This window comes from Pseudomonas sp. 10(2024), from assembly GCF_045164175.1.
Lineage (GTDB): Bacteria > Pseudomonadota > Gammaproteobacteria > Pseudomonadales > Pseudomonadaceae > Aquipseudomonas > Aquipseudomonas alloputida.
This window is the reverse complement of the sequence record NZ_CP174006.1, coordinates 5,348,162-5,363,796: the sequence shown is the minus strand read 5'-3', so window position 1 is coordinate 5,363,796 and position 15,635 is coordinate 5,348,162. Positions and strand designations below refer to the sequence as shown.

Sequence of the window (15,635 nt, the reverse complement as noted above, 5' to 3'; positions counted from 1 at the left end):
TTCAGCGTGTCAGCAAGGCTGCCTCGAAGGCGGCAAGGGGGAACCGGTCGCCCAGGTTCTCCCGCTCGATATAGCGCACCATGTGCTGCACATTGCGTCGAATCATGCGGGCCGACAGTGGCGGGCGCAAAAAGCGCATGTCGGCCACGTCGATCAAACCCAGACGCTGGTCGGGGGTGACCACCACGTTGCCCAGGTGCAGCGAGCGGAAATAAATGCCGCTGCGGTGCAGCTGACGGATCAGTTCGATCAGGCGTGGCAGGTAAGTGTCCCAGCTGAAGCCGTCATCGCGCGACATCTGCAGCAGCGTTCGCCCGGGTAGCGGGCGATACAGCACCGCAGTGCGGCCCGGCAGGTCGAGCTTGTGCTGGCTGATCACTTCGAGGGTAGGGATGCCCAGTTGCGCCAGGCGCGCGGCGTTATCGACGAAGCGTTGCGAGTAAGGACGTAGCAGTGCAGATGAAATCAGACGCTTCCTACGAAAAACCTTGAGGAAATTTCCATCTGTGAGCAGGTAGACTTTGGCGCCATGGCTGTCTGCCTCAAGCACCTGTGCGCCGAGTGTCAGCTGATCGAAGTCGACCTGGGTGAGCCGGGAGCATTGCATGAATAGGGCCTTGTCGTCTGGCGAGCAAAATGACCGGCAATAATGCCGAAAATAATGCTGTAGCACCATGGATGGTGTTTCTGATTCATCGGGGGAAAGGATGTTGTATCAAAAAAACTGGGCACAAGCGTGGTTAGGTTTGGGCCTGGTCTGGTTCATGGCGGCGATTGCCCTGGCACCCAGCAACAAGGTTTATCAGCAAGGTCTGGTGTTGTTCTTGTGGCTGCCAACGCTGGTATTGGCCTGGTCGGCCCGAGGTGTGCTGGTGCAAGCCTGGAGGCGGCAACCGGCGCTGTGGGGGAGTGTGCTGCTGCTGTTGGCCTGGAGCGGCCTGAGCCTGGCATGGTCGCCCGCCGAGGAGCCCGTGCGCGAGCTCAAGCGCTTGCTCTACATCCTGGTGTTCCTGCTGGCGTTTCCGCTGTTGGCCCAGCTTGGCCAAGCCCGCATTCGTCAGTTATTGCTGCTTGGCAGCGCGCTGCTGGCCATCGCTGCGTTGGTCTCCATCATCAAGTTCTATGGGGTGCAGCGTGCGCCTTTGTTGTTCAGGCTGGCGGGTATCGGCGAGATATCCCACCCCATCCTGGGGGCTTATGTCATTGGTTCGGCCTTGCTCTTGATGCTCTACGAGCCACCTCGGCGACGTGGCTTGCAGTTGTTGTGGCTGGCGGTACTGGCTTGCCTGGGGGCCTTCGCCATGCTCAGCCAGAGCCGTGGTGCGGTTCTGGCACTGGTGATTACCGTGGTGATGGCGCCGTTGTGGTTCCGTGACCGCCACAGCCGGGTGTTCTCTGTTCTGGCACTGCTTGCCACCGGCCTGGCCTTTTTGGCCGTGTACGACGTTATCGCCCAACGGGGCTCGTCCTACCGGCCGGAAATTTTCCATGCCGTTCTCCAGATGATTGCCGCGCACCCTTGGACTGGTCTTGGCCTGGGGGCTGATTACGAGGTGAGCGCCGTCGGCATGCACTTCGATCACACCCACAACATGTTCACCCATGTTGCCGTTGAAATGGGCTTGCCCGGCATGTTGCTGTGGGTAATGGTGTGGCTGTTCACGCTGGGCGAAATCGTTCGCGCCCGTGGCACCCTGTTCGGCAAGGTCCTGCTGGGCTTCTGGGTCTACTCGACCCTGGCCATGCAGTTCGATGCCGCCAGCCTCACCGGTACGCCACGTGCCGAATGGTTCATCAGCTGGCTGCCGGTGGGCCTTGCCATGTTGCTGCCATGGGGGCGTGCCGAAAATGACGCCTGTGGTAAAATTGCCGGTTCAACCTGAACAGCGAGCTCGATAATGGCCGAAACACCGCGACCAGCGGAGCACACCTCCAGCCTGAAGATCTACTTCCGGCTGTTGAGCTATGTGAAACCCTATGTCGGCATTTTCCTGCTGAGCATTGTCGGTTTCGTGATCTTTGCCTCGACCCAGCCAATGCTGGCCGGCATCCTCAAGTACTTCGTCGATGGGCTGAGCAACCCCGAAGCGGTATTGTTCCCCAACGTCCCCTACCTGCGTGACCTGCAACTGCTGCAGGCGGTGCCGCTGCTGATCATCCTGATCGCTGCGTGGCAGGGCCTGGGCTCGTTCCTCGGCAACTACTTCCTGGCCAAGGTCTCTCTGAGCCTGGTGCATGACCTGCGGGTGGCATTGTTCAACAAGCTGCTGGTGTTGCCCAACCGCTACTTCGACAACCACAACTCCGGGCACCTGATTTCGCGCATTACCTTCAATGTGACCATGGTCACCGGCGCCGCTACCGACGCCATCAAGGTGGTGATCCGCGAAGGCCTGACCGTGGTGTTCCTGTTTGCCTACCTGCTTTGGATGAACTGGCACCTGACCCTGGTGATGGTCGCCATCTTGCCGGTGATCGCGGTTATGGTCAGCATCGCCAGCAAGAAATTCCGCAAGCAGAGCAAAAAGATCCAGGTAGCCATGGGCGACGTCACCCACGTTGCCTCGGAAACCATCCAGGGTTACCGCGTGGTCCGTAGCTTCGGTGGCGAGGCCTACGAACAGCAGCGATTCGGCCAGGCCAGCCAGAGCAACACCGACAAGCAACTGCGCATGACCAAGACCGGCTCGCTGTACACGCCGATGCTTCAGCTGGTGATCTACAGCGCCATGGCTGCGCTGATGTTCCTGGTGTTGTTCCTGCGCGGGGACTCTACTGCTGGTGACCTGGTGGCGTATATCACCGCTGCCGGCCTGCTGCCCAAGCCGATTCGCCAGTTGTCGGAAGTCAGCTCGACCATCCAGAAGGGCCTGGCAGGTGCCGAGAGCATCTTCGAGCAACTGGACGAAGCGCCTGAAGTGGACACTGGTACGGTCGAGAAGGAACGCGTGGAAGGGCGCCTGGAAGTGCGTAACCTGAGCTTTACCTACCCGGGTACCGAGCGTGAAGTGCTGAGCGATATCAGTTTTGTCGCCGAGCCCGGGCAGATGATCGCCCTGGTCGGCCGCTCCGGCAGTGGCAAGTCCACCCTGGCGGCGCTGATCCCGCGCTTCTATCACCACGACAAGGGGCAGATCCTGCTCGATGGCGTGGAGATCGAGCACTATCGCCTGCGTAACCTGCGTCGCCATGTTTCGCAAGTCACCCAGCATGTCACCCTGTTCAACGACACCGTGGCCAACAACATCGCTTATGGCGATCTGGCCGGCGCGCCGCGCGCAGACATCGAAGCCGCCGCGGCCGATGCCTATGCCAAGGAGTTCGTCGACCGGCTGCCAAAGGGCTTCGATACCGAAGTGGGTGAGAACGGTGTACTGCTTTCCGGTGGCCAGCGCCAGCGCCTGGCAATTGCCCGTGCGCTGCTTAAAAACGCGCCGTTGCTGATCCTCGACGAGGCGACTTCGGCGTTGGATACCGAGTCCGAGCGGCATATCCAGGCCGCCCTGGACCACGTGATGCAAGGCCGTACCACGCTGGTGATTGCCCATCGCCTGTCGACCATCGAGAAGGCTGACCAGATCCTGGTCATGGACCAGGGCCGCCTGGTCGAGCGCGGTACTCACACCGAGCTGCTTGCGGCTAATGGCCATTATGCCCGTCTGCACGCCATGGGGCTGGATGAGCCGGCCAAGGCCGATATCACCTGAACCCTCCTTGATCGGGGCCGTCATGGCCCCGATTGTCACGGGAATTTTCCAGGGATGATCTGGCCATAAAGCCATTGACTACCCTGTGCTAATATCCTGCCCCTGTTCATTATTTCCATATGGGTTGCCCATGAAGTTGTCCATGCCGCGTTTCGATCAAGCCCCGGTACTGGTGGTCGGCGATGTCATGCTCGACCGCTACTGGCATGGCGGTACTTCGCGTATTTCGCCTGAAGCGCCAGTCCCGGTGGTCAAGGTTGATCAGATCGAGGATCGCCCCGGCGGCGCGGCCAACGTTGCTTTGAACATTGCTGCGCTGGGCGCGCCGGCTTCGCTGATCGGCGTCACCGGCCAGGATGAGGCTGCCGACAGCCTGGCCAACAGCCTGCAGGCTGCCGGTGTCCGTTCGGTGTTCCAGCGCATCGCGCACCAGCCGACTATCGTCAAGCTGCGGGTCATGAGCCGCCACCAGCAGCTGCTGCGTATCGATTTCGAAGAGCCGTTCGCCACCGACCCACTGTCGTTGGGCGCGGAGGTCGACAGCCTGCTCGAAGGCGTCAAGGTGCTGGTCCTGTCCGACTACGGCAAAGGCGCACTGAAAAATCACCAAAACCTGATCCAGGCGGCGCGGGCCAAGGGCATTCCGGTGCTGGCCGACCCCAAGGGCAAGGACTTTTCCATCTACCGTGGCGCCAGCCTGATTACCCCGAACCTCAGCGAGTTCGAGACCATCGTTGGCCGTTGCGTCGATGAGGCCGAACTGGTTGCCAAGGGCTTGCAGTTGCTGCAGGACCTGGACCTGGGCGCCCTGCTGGTTACCCGCGGCGAGCATGGCATGACCCTGCTGCGCGTTGGTCAGCCGGCGTTGCACCTGCCAGCGCGGGCACGCGAAGTGTTCGATGTGACCGGTGCCGGCGATACTGTCATTTCCACCCTTGCCGCAGCCATTGCCGCGGGTGAGGACCTGCCCCATGCGGTGGCCCTGGCCAATCTGGCGGCGGGCATTGTGGTCGGCAAGCTGGGTACGGCTGCCATCAGCGCCCCTGAGCTGCGCCGGGCCATCCAGCGTGAGGAAGGCTCCGAACGCGGCGTGCTGGGCCTTGAGCAACTGTTGCTGGCCATTGATGACGCGCGGGCGCACAACGAGAAGATCGTCTTTACCAATGGCTGCTTCGACATCCTGCATGCCGGGCATGTCACTTACCTGGAACAGGCGCGGGCCCAGGGTGATCGCCTGATCGTTGCGGTAAACGACGATGCCTCGGTAAGCCGCCTGAAAGGGCCGGGCCGACCGATCAACAGCGTTGACCGGCGTATGGCCGTGCTGGCCGGTTTGGGCGCGGTGGACTGGGTGATTAGTTTCCCGGAAGGCACCCCGGAAAACCTGCTGAGCCAGGTCAAGCCGGATGTGTTGGTCAAGGGCGGAGACTATGGCATCGACCAAGTGGTTGGCGCTGATATCGTCAAGGGCTATGGCGGCACCGTGAAGGTGCTGGGGCTGGTCGAGAACAGCTCGACCACGGCGATTGTCGAGAAAATTCGCAAGAACTGATCTGACCTTGGGGCCGCTGCGGCGGCCCTCTGCAGGGGCGGGTTTACCCGCCCCAGCAAGCAGGCGAAAGCTTTCGGGATGTCACTTGTTCAGCGAGGTCCGCGCCCGCTCCAGCAGCGCTCGCGCCTTGTCGCCAAAGCGTTGCAAGTGCGACGCCCGTGCGGGCTTGCTTTCCACCAAACCCTGCTGCTTCACCCAATCCTTCCAGCGTACCCGTTCATCTGCAACCACCCAGCCTTCCTGCCGGGCAAAACTTTCTGCCAGGTACAGCCCACGCGTACTCGCCGGCACCAGTTCATCCTTTTTCAGCGTGTACAGCTCTGCCAGTGGCTGGCCGTCCTTCAATGGCATCAGGTACAGGTCGGGCCGTTTGCGGTTGAGCCGCGCCACCAGCTGGTCGCCCTCCAGCCGCTCGTCAACGTGGAACAAGCTGAGTTTCTTGGCGTCACGGGGCACTTGCAGGCGCATGTCATAGATCAGCTGTAGCGAAGCGGTGGGCAGGTGCACATAGGCCCGTGGGCGCTCCAGTAGCATCAGCTTGCCGCAATGCACCGGGCGTGCGGCACCGGACTCCGGAGCCAGCACGAAGTGGGGTGTTTCGCGGTAGTGCAGGGCGGCGGCGTAGGGTACGGGCAGCCAGGTGTCGTTGAAGCGCCCACCCAGCCAACCTTCCGGGGTTTCCAGCAGGCACTCCTCGGCCACTTCCTGTACGGCCGTGTGCAGCGGCAGGTTCAGCTCCTGCGCCGGTACATAACCGGAAATCAGTTTCAGCACCACATCGCCACGGTCTTGGCGGCGCTGACGCACCAGTACCCAGTAATCGCGGTTCTGCCAATGCAGCGTGAGGCGCACTGACACGCCCAGGTTGGCCAGTTCGGCCACGAAGTGTTGTGTGTCGGGTAACTGGATGGCCTTGCGCCGTTGCTGGGTCTGGGCAAAGTTCAGCGGCATGCCGATGCTTTGGTAGATCAAGCCTTCGGGCGTGGCCTCGACATGCAGTGGCAGTGTCTTGAAGTTGCTCGGGTTCTTGCGGATCAGCGTTCGCGCCACGAGGCTCCTCCTTGCGTCGGGTCAGTCTTCAGTCCCTGAGTCGGGAGCCTGAGGTAACTCAATGCTGGCCCAGGATACGGGCGACGGTGGCCACGTTGTGGGCCAGGTGCAACGGGTTGATGGTGCCGACAATAGCACTGCTGACACCCGGGTGGGCGAACAGCAGCTCGAAGCTGGCCTGCACCGGGTCGACGCCCGGGGCCAGGCAGATATGCCCGCTCGCCAAGGCCTTCTTTACCAGGATGGCCTTGCCGTGTTCGGCAGCGTAGTCCAGCACCGGGCGTTCTGCCTGTTCGTTGAGGTTGTAGGTGACCATGGCGCAGTCGCCTTGCTCCAGTGCCTTCAGGCCGCCGGCGACGGTCTTGCCGGACAGCCCGAAACCGAGGATCTTGCCCTCCTGCTTGAGTTCGGCCAGGGTCTGGTAGACCTCCTGCTGTTCGAGGATGGCCAGGTCATTGCCGTCGGAATGCACCAGCACCAGTTCGATGCGGTCGGTTTCGAGCCGGCGCAGGCTGCGCTCCACCGAGCGGCGGGTGTGGGCAGCGCTGAAGTCGAAATGCGACAGGCCTTCCTCGAACTCTTCACCGACCTTGCTGACGATTACCCATTCATCACGTTGGCCGCGCAGCAGCGGGCCCAGGCGTTCTTCGCTACGGCCGTAGGCCGGGGCGGTGTCGATCAGGTTGATGCCAAGCTCGCGGGCCTGGGCCAGTAACAGGCGGGCTTCCTCATCGCCGGGGATCGTGAAGCCACTGGGGTACTTCACGCCCTGATCGCGGCCCAGCTTGACCGTGCCGAGGCCCAGTGGGGAGACCGTGAGGCCGGTGCTGCCCAGCGGGCGATGGAATGCGTGCAGGGTTGGCAGGCTCATGGCAGCAACTGCTCCCAGGCCGGTACGCTCAGTGGAGGGCGTGGGAGGTCGGCCAGGTCGGCCTGTGCTTGTGGACGAATGCCGTCGCGCTCCAGGTGGCTGATCACCCGGTCGCTGAAGTCCGGTGCCAGTGCCAGTTTGGTCGGCCAGCCCACCAGCAGGCGCTGCTGGTCGGCAAGGAAGGCGTTGTCCGGGCGTGCCAGGCCGGATTGCGCAGGCTCTGCGCGGTCGACGCGCAGTGTGGCCCAGCGCACCAGGCTCTGATCGACCCATGGCAGCAGGTTGGCGATTTCCTTCTGCGCTGCGGCAATCTGCGCTGCAGGCTCGCGCGCCACGCCATCGGCTTCGGCTAGGTCCCCACCGAGGTACCAGACCCACTGGCCATCGGCTGCCGGATGGGTGGTCACCGTTACCCGCGGCTTGGGCCCGCCGCCGAGGCAGTGGGCGTACAAAGGTTTGAGGTTCGGGCCCTTGGCCATGACCATGTGCAGCGGGCGGGTTTGCATGGCCGGCTGATCCAGGCCCAGCGCCTGCAGCAAGCCTTCGGTGCCGGCTCCGGCACTCAATACGATGCGTTGGGCACGGATTTCCCGGTCGTCCACGCGCAGGCCGACCAACGTATTACCTTCACGCAAGGGTTCGATGCGCTCACCTGCCAGCAAGGATTCGCCGGCCAGCTCGGCCAGGTTGGCCAGCAGGCTCGGGACATCGACCACCAGTTCCGCCAGGCGGTACACCTTGCCCTTGAACGCGCGGTCCTGCAGTGCCGGTGGCAACTGGTCACCCTTGACCTGGTCGACCCGGCCGCGCACGGCCTTGCTGGCGAAGAAGCTTGTGAGGTTGCCGGCCAAGGTGCCCGGCGACCACAGGTAGTGGGCATCGGAGAGCAGGCGGGTACGCCCGAGGTCGAGTTCGCCGTTGCCGGCCAAGGCCTCGCGCCAGCGGCGCGGCATGTCGGCGATGGCTTCCGAGGCGCCGGTCAGGGCGCCGTGCAGGGCGTATTTGGTGCCGCCGTGGATGATGCCCTGCGACTTGATGGTCTGCTCGCCGCCAAGGCTGGCGCGCTCCACCAGCACTGTCGAGTAGCCCAGGCGGCGCAGTCGGGCATTGAGCCAGAGGCCTGCGACCCCGGCGCCGACGATCAGCACGTCAGTGGAAATGGCAGATGGCATGGCGGTACCTCGAAGACTGGGACAGCTGGCAAGTATACAGGCTATACCTGAGATGGCCCTATCGTCGGCGAGCCCCGCACACGGGCTCTCAATGCCCAGCGGTCTTCGAGAACAGCTGAATCACCACCACGCCACCCACGATCATGGCCATGCCAAGCATCGCCGGCATATCCAGCTTCTGCCCATAGATCACCAGCGCCGCCACACTGATCAGCACAATCCCCAGCCCCGACCAGATGGCGTAGGCAATCCCCACCGGAATGCTGCGGACCACCAGCGTCAGCATCCAGAACGCAATGCCATAGCCAACCACCATCAGCAGCAGTGGCAACGGCGTGCTCAGGCCTTTCACCGCCTTCATCGAGGCAGTGGCGATGACTTCGGCGCAGATGGCAATGGCGAGGTAGGTATAGGCATTCATGGCGGGATCCTCCGTTACTGAGCGGGCATTCTAGACGTTGCCTGGATGGGGTAAAGTCATTACCTATCAATGTGGGAGATAGGTTGATGGCCGAGCAGTGGAACCTTGAACAATTGCGTACCTTTCTGCGCGTTGCAGAACTGCGCTCGTTCTCCGCGGTGGCACGTGAGCAGCACAAAGCCCAGTCGGCGATCAGCAGTGCCATCGCGCTGCTCGAAACCGACCTAGGGGTCACCCTGTTCGAGCGCAGCAGCGGCCGGCAACCGAAATTGACTGAAAACGGTAGCGCCTTGCTGGAGGACGCCCGCGAATTGTTACGCCAGTGCGAACGCCTGGATGGCCGCGCCCTGGCCCTGATGCGCGGGCAGGAGGCCTTGCTGCGGGTCGCGCAGGACGAAGCCATGCCGTATCAGCCGGTGATCGACAGCCTCGACGAACTGGCGAGCCGCTACCCGTTCCTGGAGGTGCAACTGGCCAGCGGAGCCCAGGGCGATGTGGCGCGCAAGCTGGTGGAGCGGCGCGCCGATCTGGGCCTGTTCTTCCTCCACGAAAGCATCCCGGCTTCCTTGGAGCGCCGTGCGTTGGGCAGCGTGGAGATGGTCACGGTGTGCGCGGTCGGCCACCCGCTGGCGGGCGAAGGCCGGGTCACCCGCCAACAATTGGCCCGCCACCGGCAGTTGCTGATCACGCCACAACAAAGCGGTTACCCCGGCGGTGAAGCGATCAGCCCGCAGGTATGGCGTGCCGACAGTTTCTACGCCATGGCCGAACTACTGATGCGCGGCCTGGGCTGGGCCTGGTTACCCCGGCATGTGGTGCAGTACCCGACCTACCAGGCGCACATGGTCGAACTGGACAGCAACTGGCGGCCGCCGGCTTTGGTGGCAGAGCTGGCCTGGCGCCGCGATGAACCTCTGGGCCCGGCCGCGCAGTGGCTGGCCGAGCGCTTTGCAGTGCACCTTCGCGCGATCGGGTAGACTTAGCCGCCATGAACAGAACTCTCTATACCTTGCTGTTTCACCTGGGCCTGCCGCTGGTTGCGCTGCGCCTGTATCTGCGCGCGCGCAAGGCACCGGCCTACGGCCAGCGTATCGGCGAGCGCTTTGCTTTCAAGCTGCCGGCCATGCGCCAGGGTGGTATCTGGGTACACGCGGTATCGGTGGGCGAGAGCATTGCGGCCGCACCCATGGTGCGTGCCTTGCTCAAGGCTTACCCAGAGTTGCCGATCACACTGACCTGCATGACCCCTACCGGCTCTGAACGCATTCGCGCCCTGTTCGCCGACGAACCGCGCGTGCAGCATTGCTACCTGCCCTACGACCTGCCTTGGGCGGCGGGGCGTTTTCTCGATCATGTGCAGCCTAAGCTGGGCATCATCATGGAAACCGAGCTTTGGCCCAACCACATTCACCAGTGTGCCAGGCGCGGCATTCCGGTGGCGCTGGCCAATGCGCGCTTGTCTGAGCGCTCGGCCCGTGGCTATGGGCGCTTTGCCAGGCTGACCCGGCCGATGCTGGCCGAGATGAGCCTGATTGCCGTGCAGACCGAAACCGAGGCCCAGCGCTTCCGTGACCTGGGTGCACGCCCTGAGCGCGTGCAAGTCACCGGTTCGATCAAGTTCGACCTGACGATCGACGAACAGCTGCTGCCGCGCGCCAGGGCATTGCGTGAACAGTGGGGGGGCGGCCAGCGCCCTGTGTGGATCGCCGCCAGCACCCATGAAGGGGAAGATGCCTTGATCCTGCAGGCGCATCGGCAGTTGTTGCAGGTGCATGGCGATGCCTTGCTGATCCTGGTGCCGCGCCACCCCGAGCGTTTCAATGCAGTGCATGCGCTGTGCAGCGAGCAGTTCACCACCGTGCGCCGCTCTGCCGGCACGCTGGTCGATGCGCAAACGCGGGTATTGCTGGGCGACACCATGGGCGAACTGCTGTTCCTGTATGCCCTGGCCGACATTGCCTTCGTCGGTGGCAGCCTGGTGCCGACCGGTGGGCACAATCCGTTGGAGCCTGCGGCGCTGGCCTTGCCGGTGCTCATGGGGCCGCATGTGTTCAACTTCCTCGAAATCAGCGCGATGCTGCGCGAGGCGGGTGCGTTGCAGCAGGTGGATGATGCTGACGGGCTGGCCGGTGCGGTGCGCCGTCTGGTGGAACTGCCGCAGGACGCCCAGCGCATGGGCGAGGCGGGCAGGGCGGTGATGCGGGCCAATCAGGGGGCGCTGCAGCGATTGCTCGAGGGTCTGGGGGCCTTGATCCGCTGATAACCGACATATCCACTCAAAGACCCGGTCTAGAGTGGATATGTCTGATTCTGGTTATTTATTCCTACGGCGTAAGTTATAACTTCCTACACTGGATTTCTCGCCGTTAGGAAACTTCCTACGAATAGACTTTAAAAGTCAGAAGTGTCACACGCTTGTGTCGGAAGCTTGTAGGACGTTTGTCCTATTGCTTCGGGCTAGTATCGCCTCATGTCCGGTTTTCATAAGAGGTGGCGTGATGGCTGATTTATCTGATGGCATTGCCAACACTATTGAAAGTGGGCTGGTGTGTCTTATCACGCTGGCGCGTTACCATGGTGTTGCCGTCTCTGCCGAGCAGTTGCAGCACGATCATGCAGCAGCGGGTGAGCGTTTCTCTACCTGCACACTACTTCGGGCATTTCAGCAACTTGGCCTCAAGGCCAAACACCGCAGCGTCGATCCGGCCCGGCTGCAGCAGACGCCCTTGCCCGCTATTGCAGTGGATACGCGTGGTGAGTACTTCATCATCGCGCGCGTGGAGGGCGAGCAGGTTCTGGTGCAGGACCCGCACTCCCGCGCGCCGCAAGCGCTGACCCTCGCGGAACTGGTGGTGCGCTGGTCGGGAGAACTCATTCTGGTTCGCTCCGATGCCCAGTTGCCCCTCGGGCTGTCGCGCTTCGACTTTACCTGGTTCATTCCTGCTCTGGTGAAGTACAGGCGGCTATTTGGCGAAGTGCTCGTGGTTTCCCTGGTCATTCAGATACTGGCTTTGCTGACGCCTTTGTTCTTTCAGGTGGTAATGGACAAAGTCCTGGTGCATCGCGGTTTGACCACGCTGGATGTTATCGCCTTGGGTTTATTGGTCGTCGTTCTGTTTGAAACATTGCTGAGTGGGTTGCGTACCTATGTGGCAGCTCATACAGCGTCAAGAATCGATGTCGAACTGGGTGCAAAACTGTTCAGGCATTTGATCGATCTTCCCACCGCCTATTTTCACGCCAGGCGAGTCGGTGACTCGGTTGCCCGAGTGCGAGAACTGGAGAACATCAGAAGTTTCCTGACCAACAACAGCATCACGCTAGTGCTGGATGTGCTGTTTTCGGTGGTCTTCATCGCTGTCATGTTCCTCTATAGCGGATGGTTGACGCTGGTCGTCGTTGGCTCGCTGCCTTTCTATTTTCTCGTATCCCTGGTCGTTACTCCGCTACTGCGGGCGTTGATTGATCAAAGCTTCCAACGCGGCGCCGAGAACCAGGCTTTTTTGGTCGAGGCGGTCAACGGCATCGACACACTGAAGTCGATGGCCGTGGAACCTCAGGTGACCCGGCGCTGGAATGATCAGTTGGCCGCTTATGTATCTGCCAGTTTCAAGACCCAGAACCTTTCCAGTCTGGCCAATGAAAGCGTCGGCCTGATCGGCAAGCTGGTCACGGTAGCCACCTTGTGGCTGGGGGCCCGGCTGGTCATCGAAGGCGCACTCACGGTGGGCGAGCTGATCGCCTTCAACATGCTCGCAGGGCGCGTGTCGCAGCCCATCATCCGCCTGGCCCAACTCTGGACCAGCTTCCAGCAGACAGGGGTATCGATTCAACGCCTGGGTGACATTCTCAACACCCGTACCGAGGTCAACCAAGGCAAGGGCACGGTACTGCCCACACTTGTCGGGCAGATTGAGCTCGATCGTGTGTGTTTTCGCTATCGGCCGGACGGGGGCGAAGTGGTGCGCGATGTCAGCCTGAAGATCGCCGCCGGAGAAGTGATAGGCGTTGTAGGTCGCTCGGGGTCAGGCAAGAGCACGCTGACACGCTTGATTCAGCGGCTGTACTCACCCGAGCGGGGGCGGGTATTGCTTGACGGTGCTGACCTGGCGGTAGCCGATGTGGCGTCACTGCGTCGGCAGATCGGTGTGGTGTTGCAGGACAACGTGCTTTTTCGGCGCACCGTGCGCGAGAACATTGCCCTCGGCAACCCAGCAGCACCGCTTGAAGAAGTGATCGCCGCAGCGACGCTGGCGGGTGCTCACGAGTTCATCCTCGAATTACCGGATGGCTACGAAACCCTGATTGGTGAGCACGGCGCCAGCCTGTCGGGTGGGCAGCGACAGCGCATAGCCATCGCCCGAGCGCTGTTCGGCAACCCACGCATCCTCATTTTCGACGAAGCCACCAGTGCGCTGGACTATGAGTCCGAACGGATCATCCAGCAGAACATGGCGCGGATTTGCGCGCAGCGCACGGTCATCATCATTGCCCATCGGCTTTCGGCAGTACGCCATGCCGACCGCATCGTGGTTATGGAGCGTGGGCAGATCATCGAGCAAGGGACTCATGATGAGCTGCTGGGTTATCCACAGGGCACCTATGCCTACCTGCATCAACTGCAGCTCGGGGCCGCCGTATGAGTGTGGCGTTCAAAGACCTTGCCGAGCGCTACCGGGATGCGTGGAGGACGGCATGGCGAAAGCGCCGGAGCATGGACGGCCCCGTACGTGAGCCCGACGAACTGGCCTTTTTACCTGCGGCACTGTCCTTGCAGGAAACGCCAGTGCATCCCTTGCCGCGCTACCTGCAGTGGAGCCTGCTGATGTTCATCGGGCTGGCGCTTGCCTGGGCTTGCATCGGTGAGATCGATGTCATCGCCAGTGCCGAAGGCAAGATCGTGCCCAGTGGCAGGAGCAAGTTGATACAGGCCAGCGAGGTCGCGGTGGTGCAGTCGATCCACGTCGTCGATGGCCAGCCGGTGCGCAAAGGTGATGTGCTGGTCGAGCTGGAAGGGCAGTTGACCGAGGCTGACATCAAGCGCCTGGGCAGCGAACTGCTGGCTGCACAGATCGACCAGGCCCGCGCCAGCACACTGCTGAGTGCGCTGGACGGCGATGTGGCACCTGCCTCCCTGGCACCATTGATACCGCAGGCCACGGCCGCGCAGCAGGCAGGCGCGCAGCGCTGGTTGGAGGGGCAATACCTGGAGTTGCAGGCCACGCTGGAACAGGCTGATGCCGAAATCGGTCAACGCGCTGCCGAAATCCGTTCCGCCCAGGGCAGGGCCGACGCGCTCCAGCAACTGCTGGTGATCACCCGCCAACTGACAGCGGATTACAAGCTGTTGTTCAGCGAATCGGCCGTGGCCAAGCACACCTACCTGGAAAAGGAGCAGGCCCGCCTGGAGCAGGAACGCGAACTGGCACTCCAGCGCTCGCGCATCGACGAACTGAACGCTGCACGGCTTGCTGCTCAGCACCGCCGTAGCGGTGCCATTGCCCAACTGCGCAGAGCCATGCTCGACCTTCACGGTGAGGCGCAACGGCGCATTGCAACCCTTGAGCAGGAGTTGAACAAGGCCGAGCAGCGGCATCGCCTCAAGGTACTGACATCCCCCGTTGACGGCACCGTCCAGCAGTTGGCGATCCATACACAGGGCGGGGTGGTTACACCCGCGCAGACACTGATGGTCATTGTGCCGACGGGCGAGCCGGTGGAAGTGGAAGTGAAAGTCGAGAACAAAGATATCGGCTTTGTATATCCGGGGCAGCCAGTGGAAGTGAAAGTTGAGACGTTCACGTTTACCCAGTACGGGGTTGTCCCGGGGGTGGTGGAGAGTATTTCTGACGATGCCATTGAAGATGAGAAGCGAGGGTTGGTTTATAGCGCTCGAGTCCGCCTGGGTAAGGAAATAATGCGTGTAGGAAAACAGGATGTTCCGTTGACGGCGGGTATGTCAGTGCGTGCGGAGGTTATTACGGATAAGCGCAAGGTTATAAGTTATTTTCTAAGGCCTTTGCGGCGACATGTGCAGGAAAGTTTAACGGAGCGCTAAGTGATTACTTGTGAGGGTGATAACAGATGGACGCGAATCGGCTACGAGAAAAAAGCGGCTGGAGAATGCTGTACGAAATTATATGGAATGCACTGAGGGTTAGCGCAGCGGTCGCGTTGTGTCTTCCCGCGAGCTGTGTTGCTTTAGCAGTGGCGACTGTTGCTTTAAGCGAGAAATCGAAGCCGGTCGCACCCCCTGCGCCAAAAGTATGTGGTGTGGTGTCCGGTGTTATGTATGAGTTTTCAAGCGAATATGTTCCTTTCTGGCCGGAATATGAGGATGAAGGAAATTATAAGAGAGGTTCTGGCGGCGTTGATAGAGGGTGTGAATCAAATTTATATTCTTTAAGTCTGGCCATGAACTGGCCTGAGTTAACGCCGGGAAACTATTTCTCAGAGACGTTTAGTGGAATCGTAGTGACGCTTGAACCATGGCCCGCTGGTGAGAGGGGACTGCGCGAAACCTTTGATTTTTTCATTTCCGAGGCAACTTATAAGCAACGAGAGGCCAAGGTGTTTGATAGACAATTAGGTTTGAATCGAGTGGAGGGTGTTGATAGCGTTTTCCCCAATTCACCACGGATGATTTTCTGGTCTGAAAGAAATGGGTACATGGAGCAAATTGGAAGGTGTAGTTGGAGTAAGTATAGGTCTAAATACCATCGGTGTCATTTTAGATATTTGCTGGAGGACAGTAAAGCTATTGTAAAGATTGATTTTGGATGGGACGAATTAAGCGAGTGGGGTGAGATAGCATCGCGTGTAAAAATCTTCTTAGTTTCTAATGGTATACAAGGATAATTTT

Annotated in this window: 13 protein-coding genes; 8 read left to right on the top strand and 5 right to left on the bottom strand. The window is 61.1% G+C overall.

The window, feature by feature from the left end; all coding sequences use genetic code 11:
• Nucleotide 1: 1 nt before the first annotated feature.
• A complete protein-coding gene (locus tag ACI7M0_RS24290; RefSeq protein WP_020191475.1) occupies nucleotides 2–607 on the bottom strand; it encodes a hypothetical protein in 606 nt (201 codons plus the stop codon).
• Between the two features lie 100 nt (nucleotides 608–707).
• Between ACI7M0_RS24290 and ACI7M0_RS24285 the strand changes: the two genes are divergently transcribed.
• The 3 genes from ACI7M0_RS24285 (at nucleotide 708) to hldE (ending at nucleotide 5,259) form a co-directional block, all read left to right on the top strand.
• Nucleotides 708–1,883: an O-antigen ligase gene (locus ACI7M0_RS24285; RefSeq protein ID WP_020191474.1), complete on the top strand. Its 1,176-nt coding sequence runs from the start codon at nucleotides 708–710 to the stop codon at nucleotides 1,881–1,883.
• A gap of 15 nt (nucleotides 1,884–1,898) precedes the next feature.
• Nucleotides 1,899–3,707, top strand: coding sequence for a lipid A export permease/ATP-binding protein MsbA (gene msbA, locus ACI7M0_RS24280; protein WP_010955513.1), 1,809 nt, complete (start codon nucleotides 1,899–1,901; stop codon nucleotides 3,705–3,707).
• Nucleotides 3,708–3,837: 130 nt separating this feature from the next.
• A complete protein-coding gene (gene hldE, locus ACI7M0_RS24275; RefSeq protein ID WP_003249449.1) occupies nucleotides 3,838–5,259 on the top strand; it encodes a bifunctional D-glycero-beta-D-manno-heptose-7-phosphate kinase/D-glycero-beta-D-manno-heptose 1-phosphate adenylyltransferase HldE in 1,422 nt (473 codons plus the stop codon).
• Between the two features lie 81 nt (nucleotides 5,260–5,340).
• Here hldE and ACI7M0_RS24270 read toward each other — a convergent pair whose 3' ends face one another.
• The 4 genes from ACI7M0_RS24270 to ACI7M0_RS24255 all read right to left on the bottom strand — a co-directional run bounded on the left by ACI7M0_RS24270 (nucleotide 5,341) and on the right by ACI7M0_RS24255 (nucleotide 8,773).
• Nucleotides 5,341–6,309, bottom strand: coding sequence for a metal ABC transporter ATPase (locus tag ACI7M0_RS24270; protein WP_129932019.1), 969 nt, complete (start codon nucleotides 6,307–6,309; stop codon nucleotides 5,341–5,343).
• A gap of 58 nt (nucleotides 6,310–6,367) precedes the next feature.
• Nucleotides 6,368–7,180: an aldo/keto reductase gene (locus ACI7M0_RS24265; protein WP_064492584.1), complete on the bottom strand. Its 813-nt coding sequence runs from the start codon at nucleotides 7,178–7,180 to the stop codon at nucleotides 6,368–6,370.
• The gene (locus ACI7M0_RS24260) at nucleotides 7,177–8,352 is read right to left on the bottom strand and encodes an FAD-binding oxidoreductase (RefSeq protein WP_129932018.1); all 1,176 of its coding nucleotides are present in this window, start codon (nucleotides 8,350–8,352) and stop codon (nucleotides 7,177–7,179) included. Before ACI7M0_RS24260 ends, ACI7M0_RS24265 begins: the two co-directional genes overlap by 4 nt.
• An 88-nt stretch (nucleotides 8,353–8,440) precedes the next feature.
• Entirely contained in the window at nucleotides 8,441–8,773 is a 333-nt protein-coding gene (locus ACI7M0_RS24255; protein WP_004577390.1) for a multidrug efflux SMR transporter, read from the bottom strand.
• An 86-nt stretch (nucleotides 8,774–8,859) separates the two neighbouring features.
• Here ACI7M0_RS24255 and ACI7M0_RS24250 point away from each other — a divergent pair, with 86 nt between their 5' ends.
• From ACI7M0_RS24250 to ACI7M0_RS24230, 5 genes are all read left to right on the top strand, one after another.
• On the top strand, nucleotides 8,860–9,750 hold the full coding sequence (locus ACI7M0_RS24250) for a LysR family transcriptional regulator (protein ID WP_104886980.1): 891 nt from the start codon (nucleotides 8,860–8,862) through the stop codon (nucleotides 9,748–9,750).
• A gap of 11 nt (nucleotides 9,751–9,761) precedes the next feature.
• Nucleotides 9,762–11,033 carry a lipid IV(A) 3-deoxy-D-manno-octulosonic acid transferase gene (gene waaA, locus ACI7M0_RS24245; RefSeq protein WP_129932017.1) on the top strand — a complete coding sequence of 424 codons (1,272 nt, stop codon included), beginning with the start codon at nucleotides 9,762–9,764 and terminating at the stop codon, nucleotides 11,031–11,033.
• Between the two features lie 238 nt (nucleotides 11,034–11,271).
• On the top strand, nucleotides 11,272–13,416 hold the full coding sequence (locus tag ACI7M0_RS24240) for a type I secretion system permease/ATPase (RefSeq protein WP_104962659.1): 2,145 nt from the start codon (nucleotides 11,272–11,274) through the stop codon (nucleotides 13,414–13,416).
• Nucleotides 13,413–14,831 (top strand): HlyD family type I secretion periplasmic adaptor subunit, encoded by a 1,419-nt coding sequence (locus ACI7M0_RS24235; protein WP_064492581.1) that lies wholly within the window; start codon nucleotides 13,413–13,415, stop codon nucleotides 14,829–14,831. The genes ACI7M0_RS24240 and ACI7M0_RS24235 overlap by 4 nt, the downstream gene beginning before the upstream one ends.
• A gap of 26 nt (nucleotides 14,832–14,857) precedes the next feature.
• On the top strand, nucleotides 14,858–15,631 hold the full coding sequence (locus tag ACI7M0_RS24230; protein ID WP_129932016.1) for a hypothetical protein: 774 nt from the start codon (nucleotides 14,858–14,860) through the stop codon (nucleotides 15,629–15,631).
• The last annotated feature ends 4 nt before the right edge of the window (nucleotides 15,632–15,635 follow it).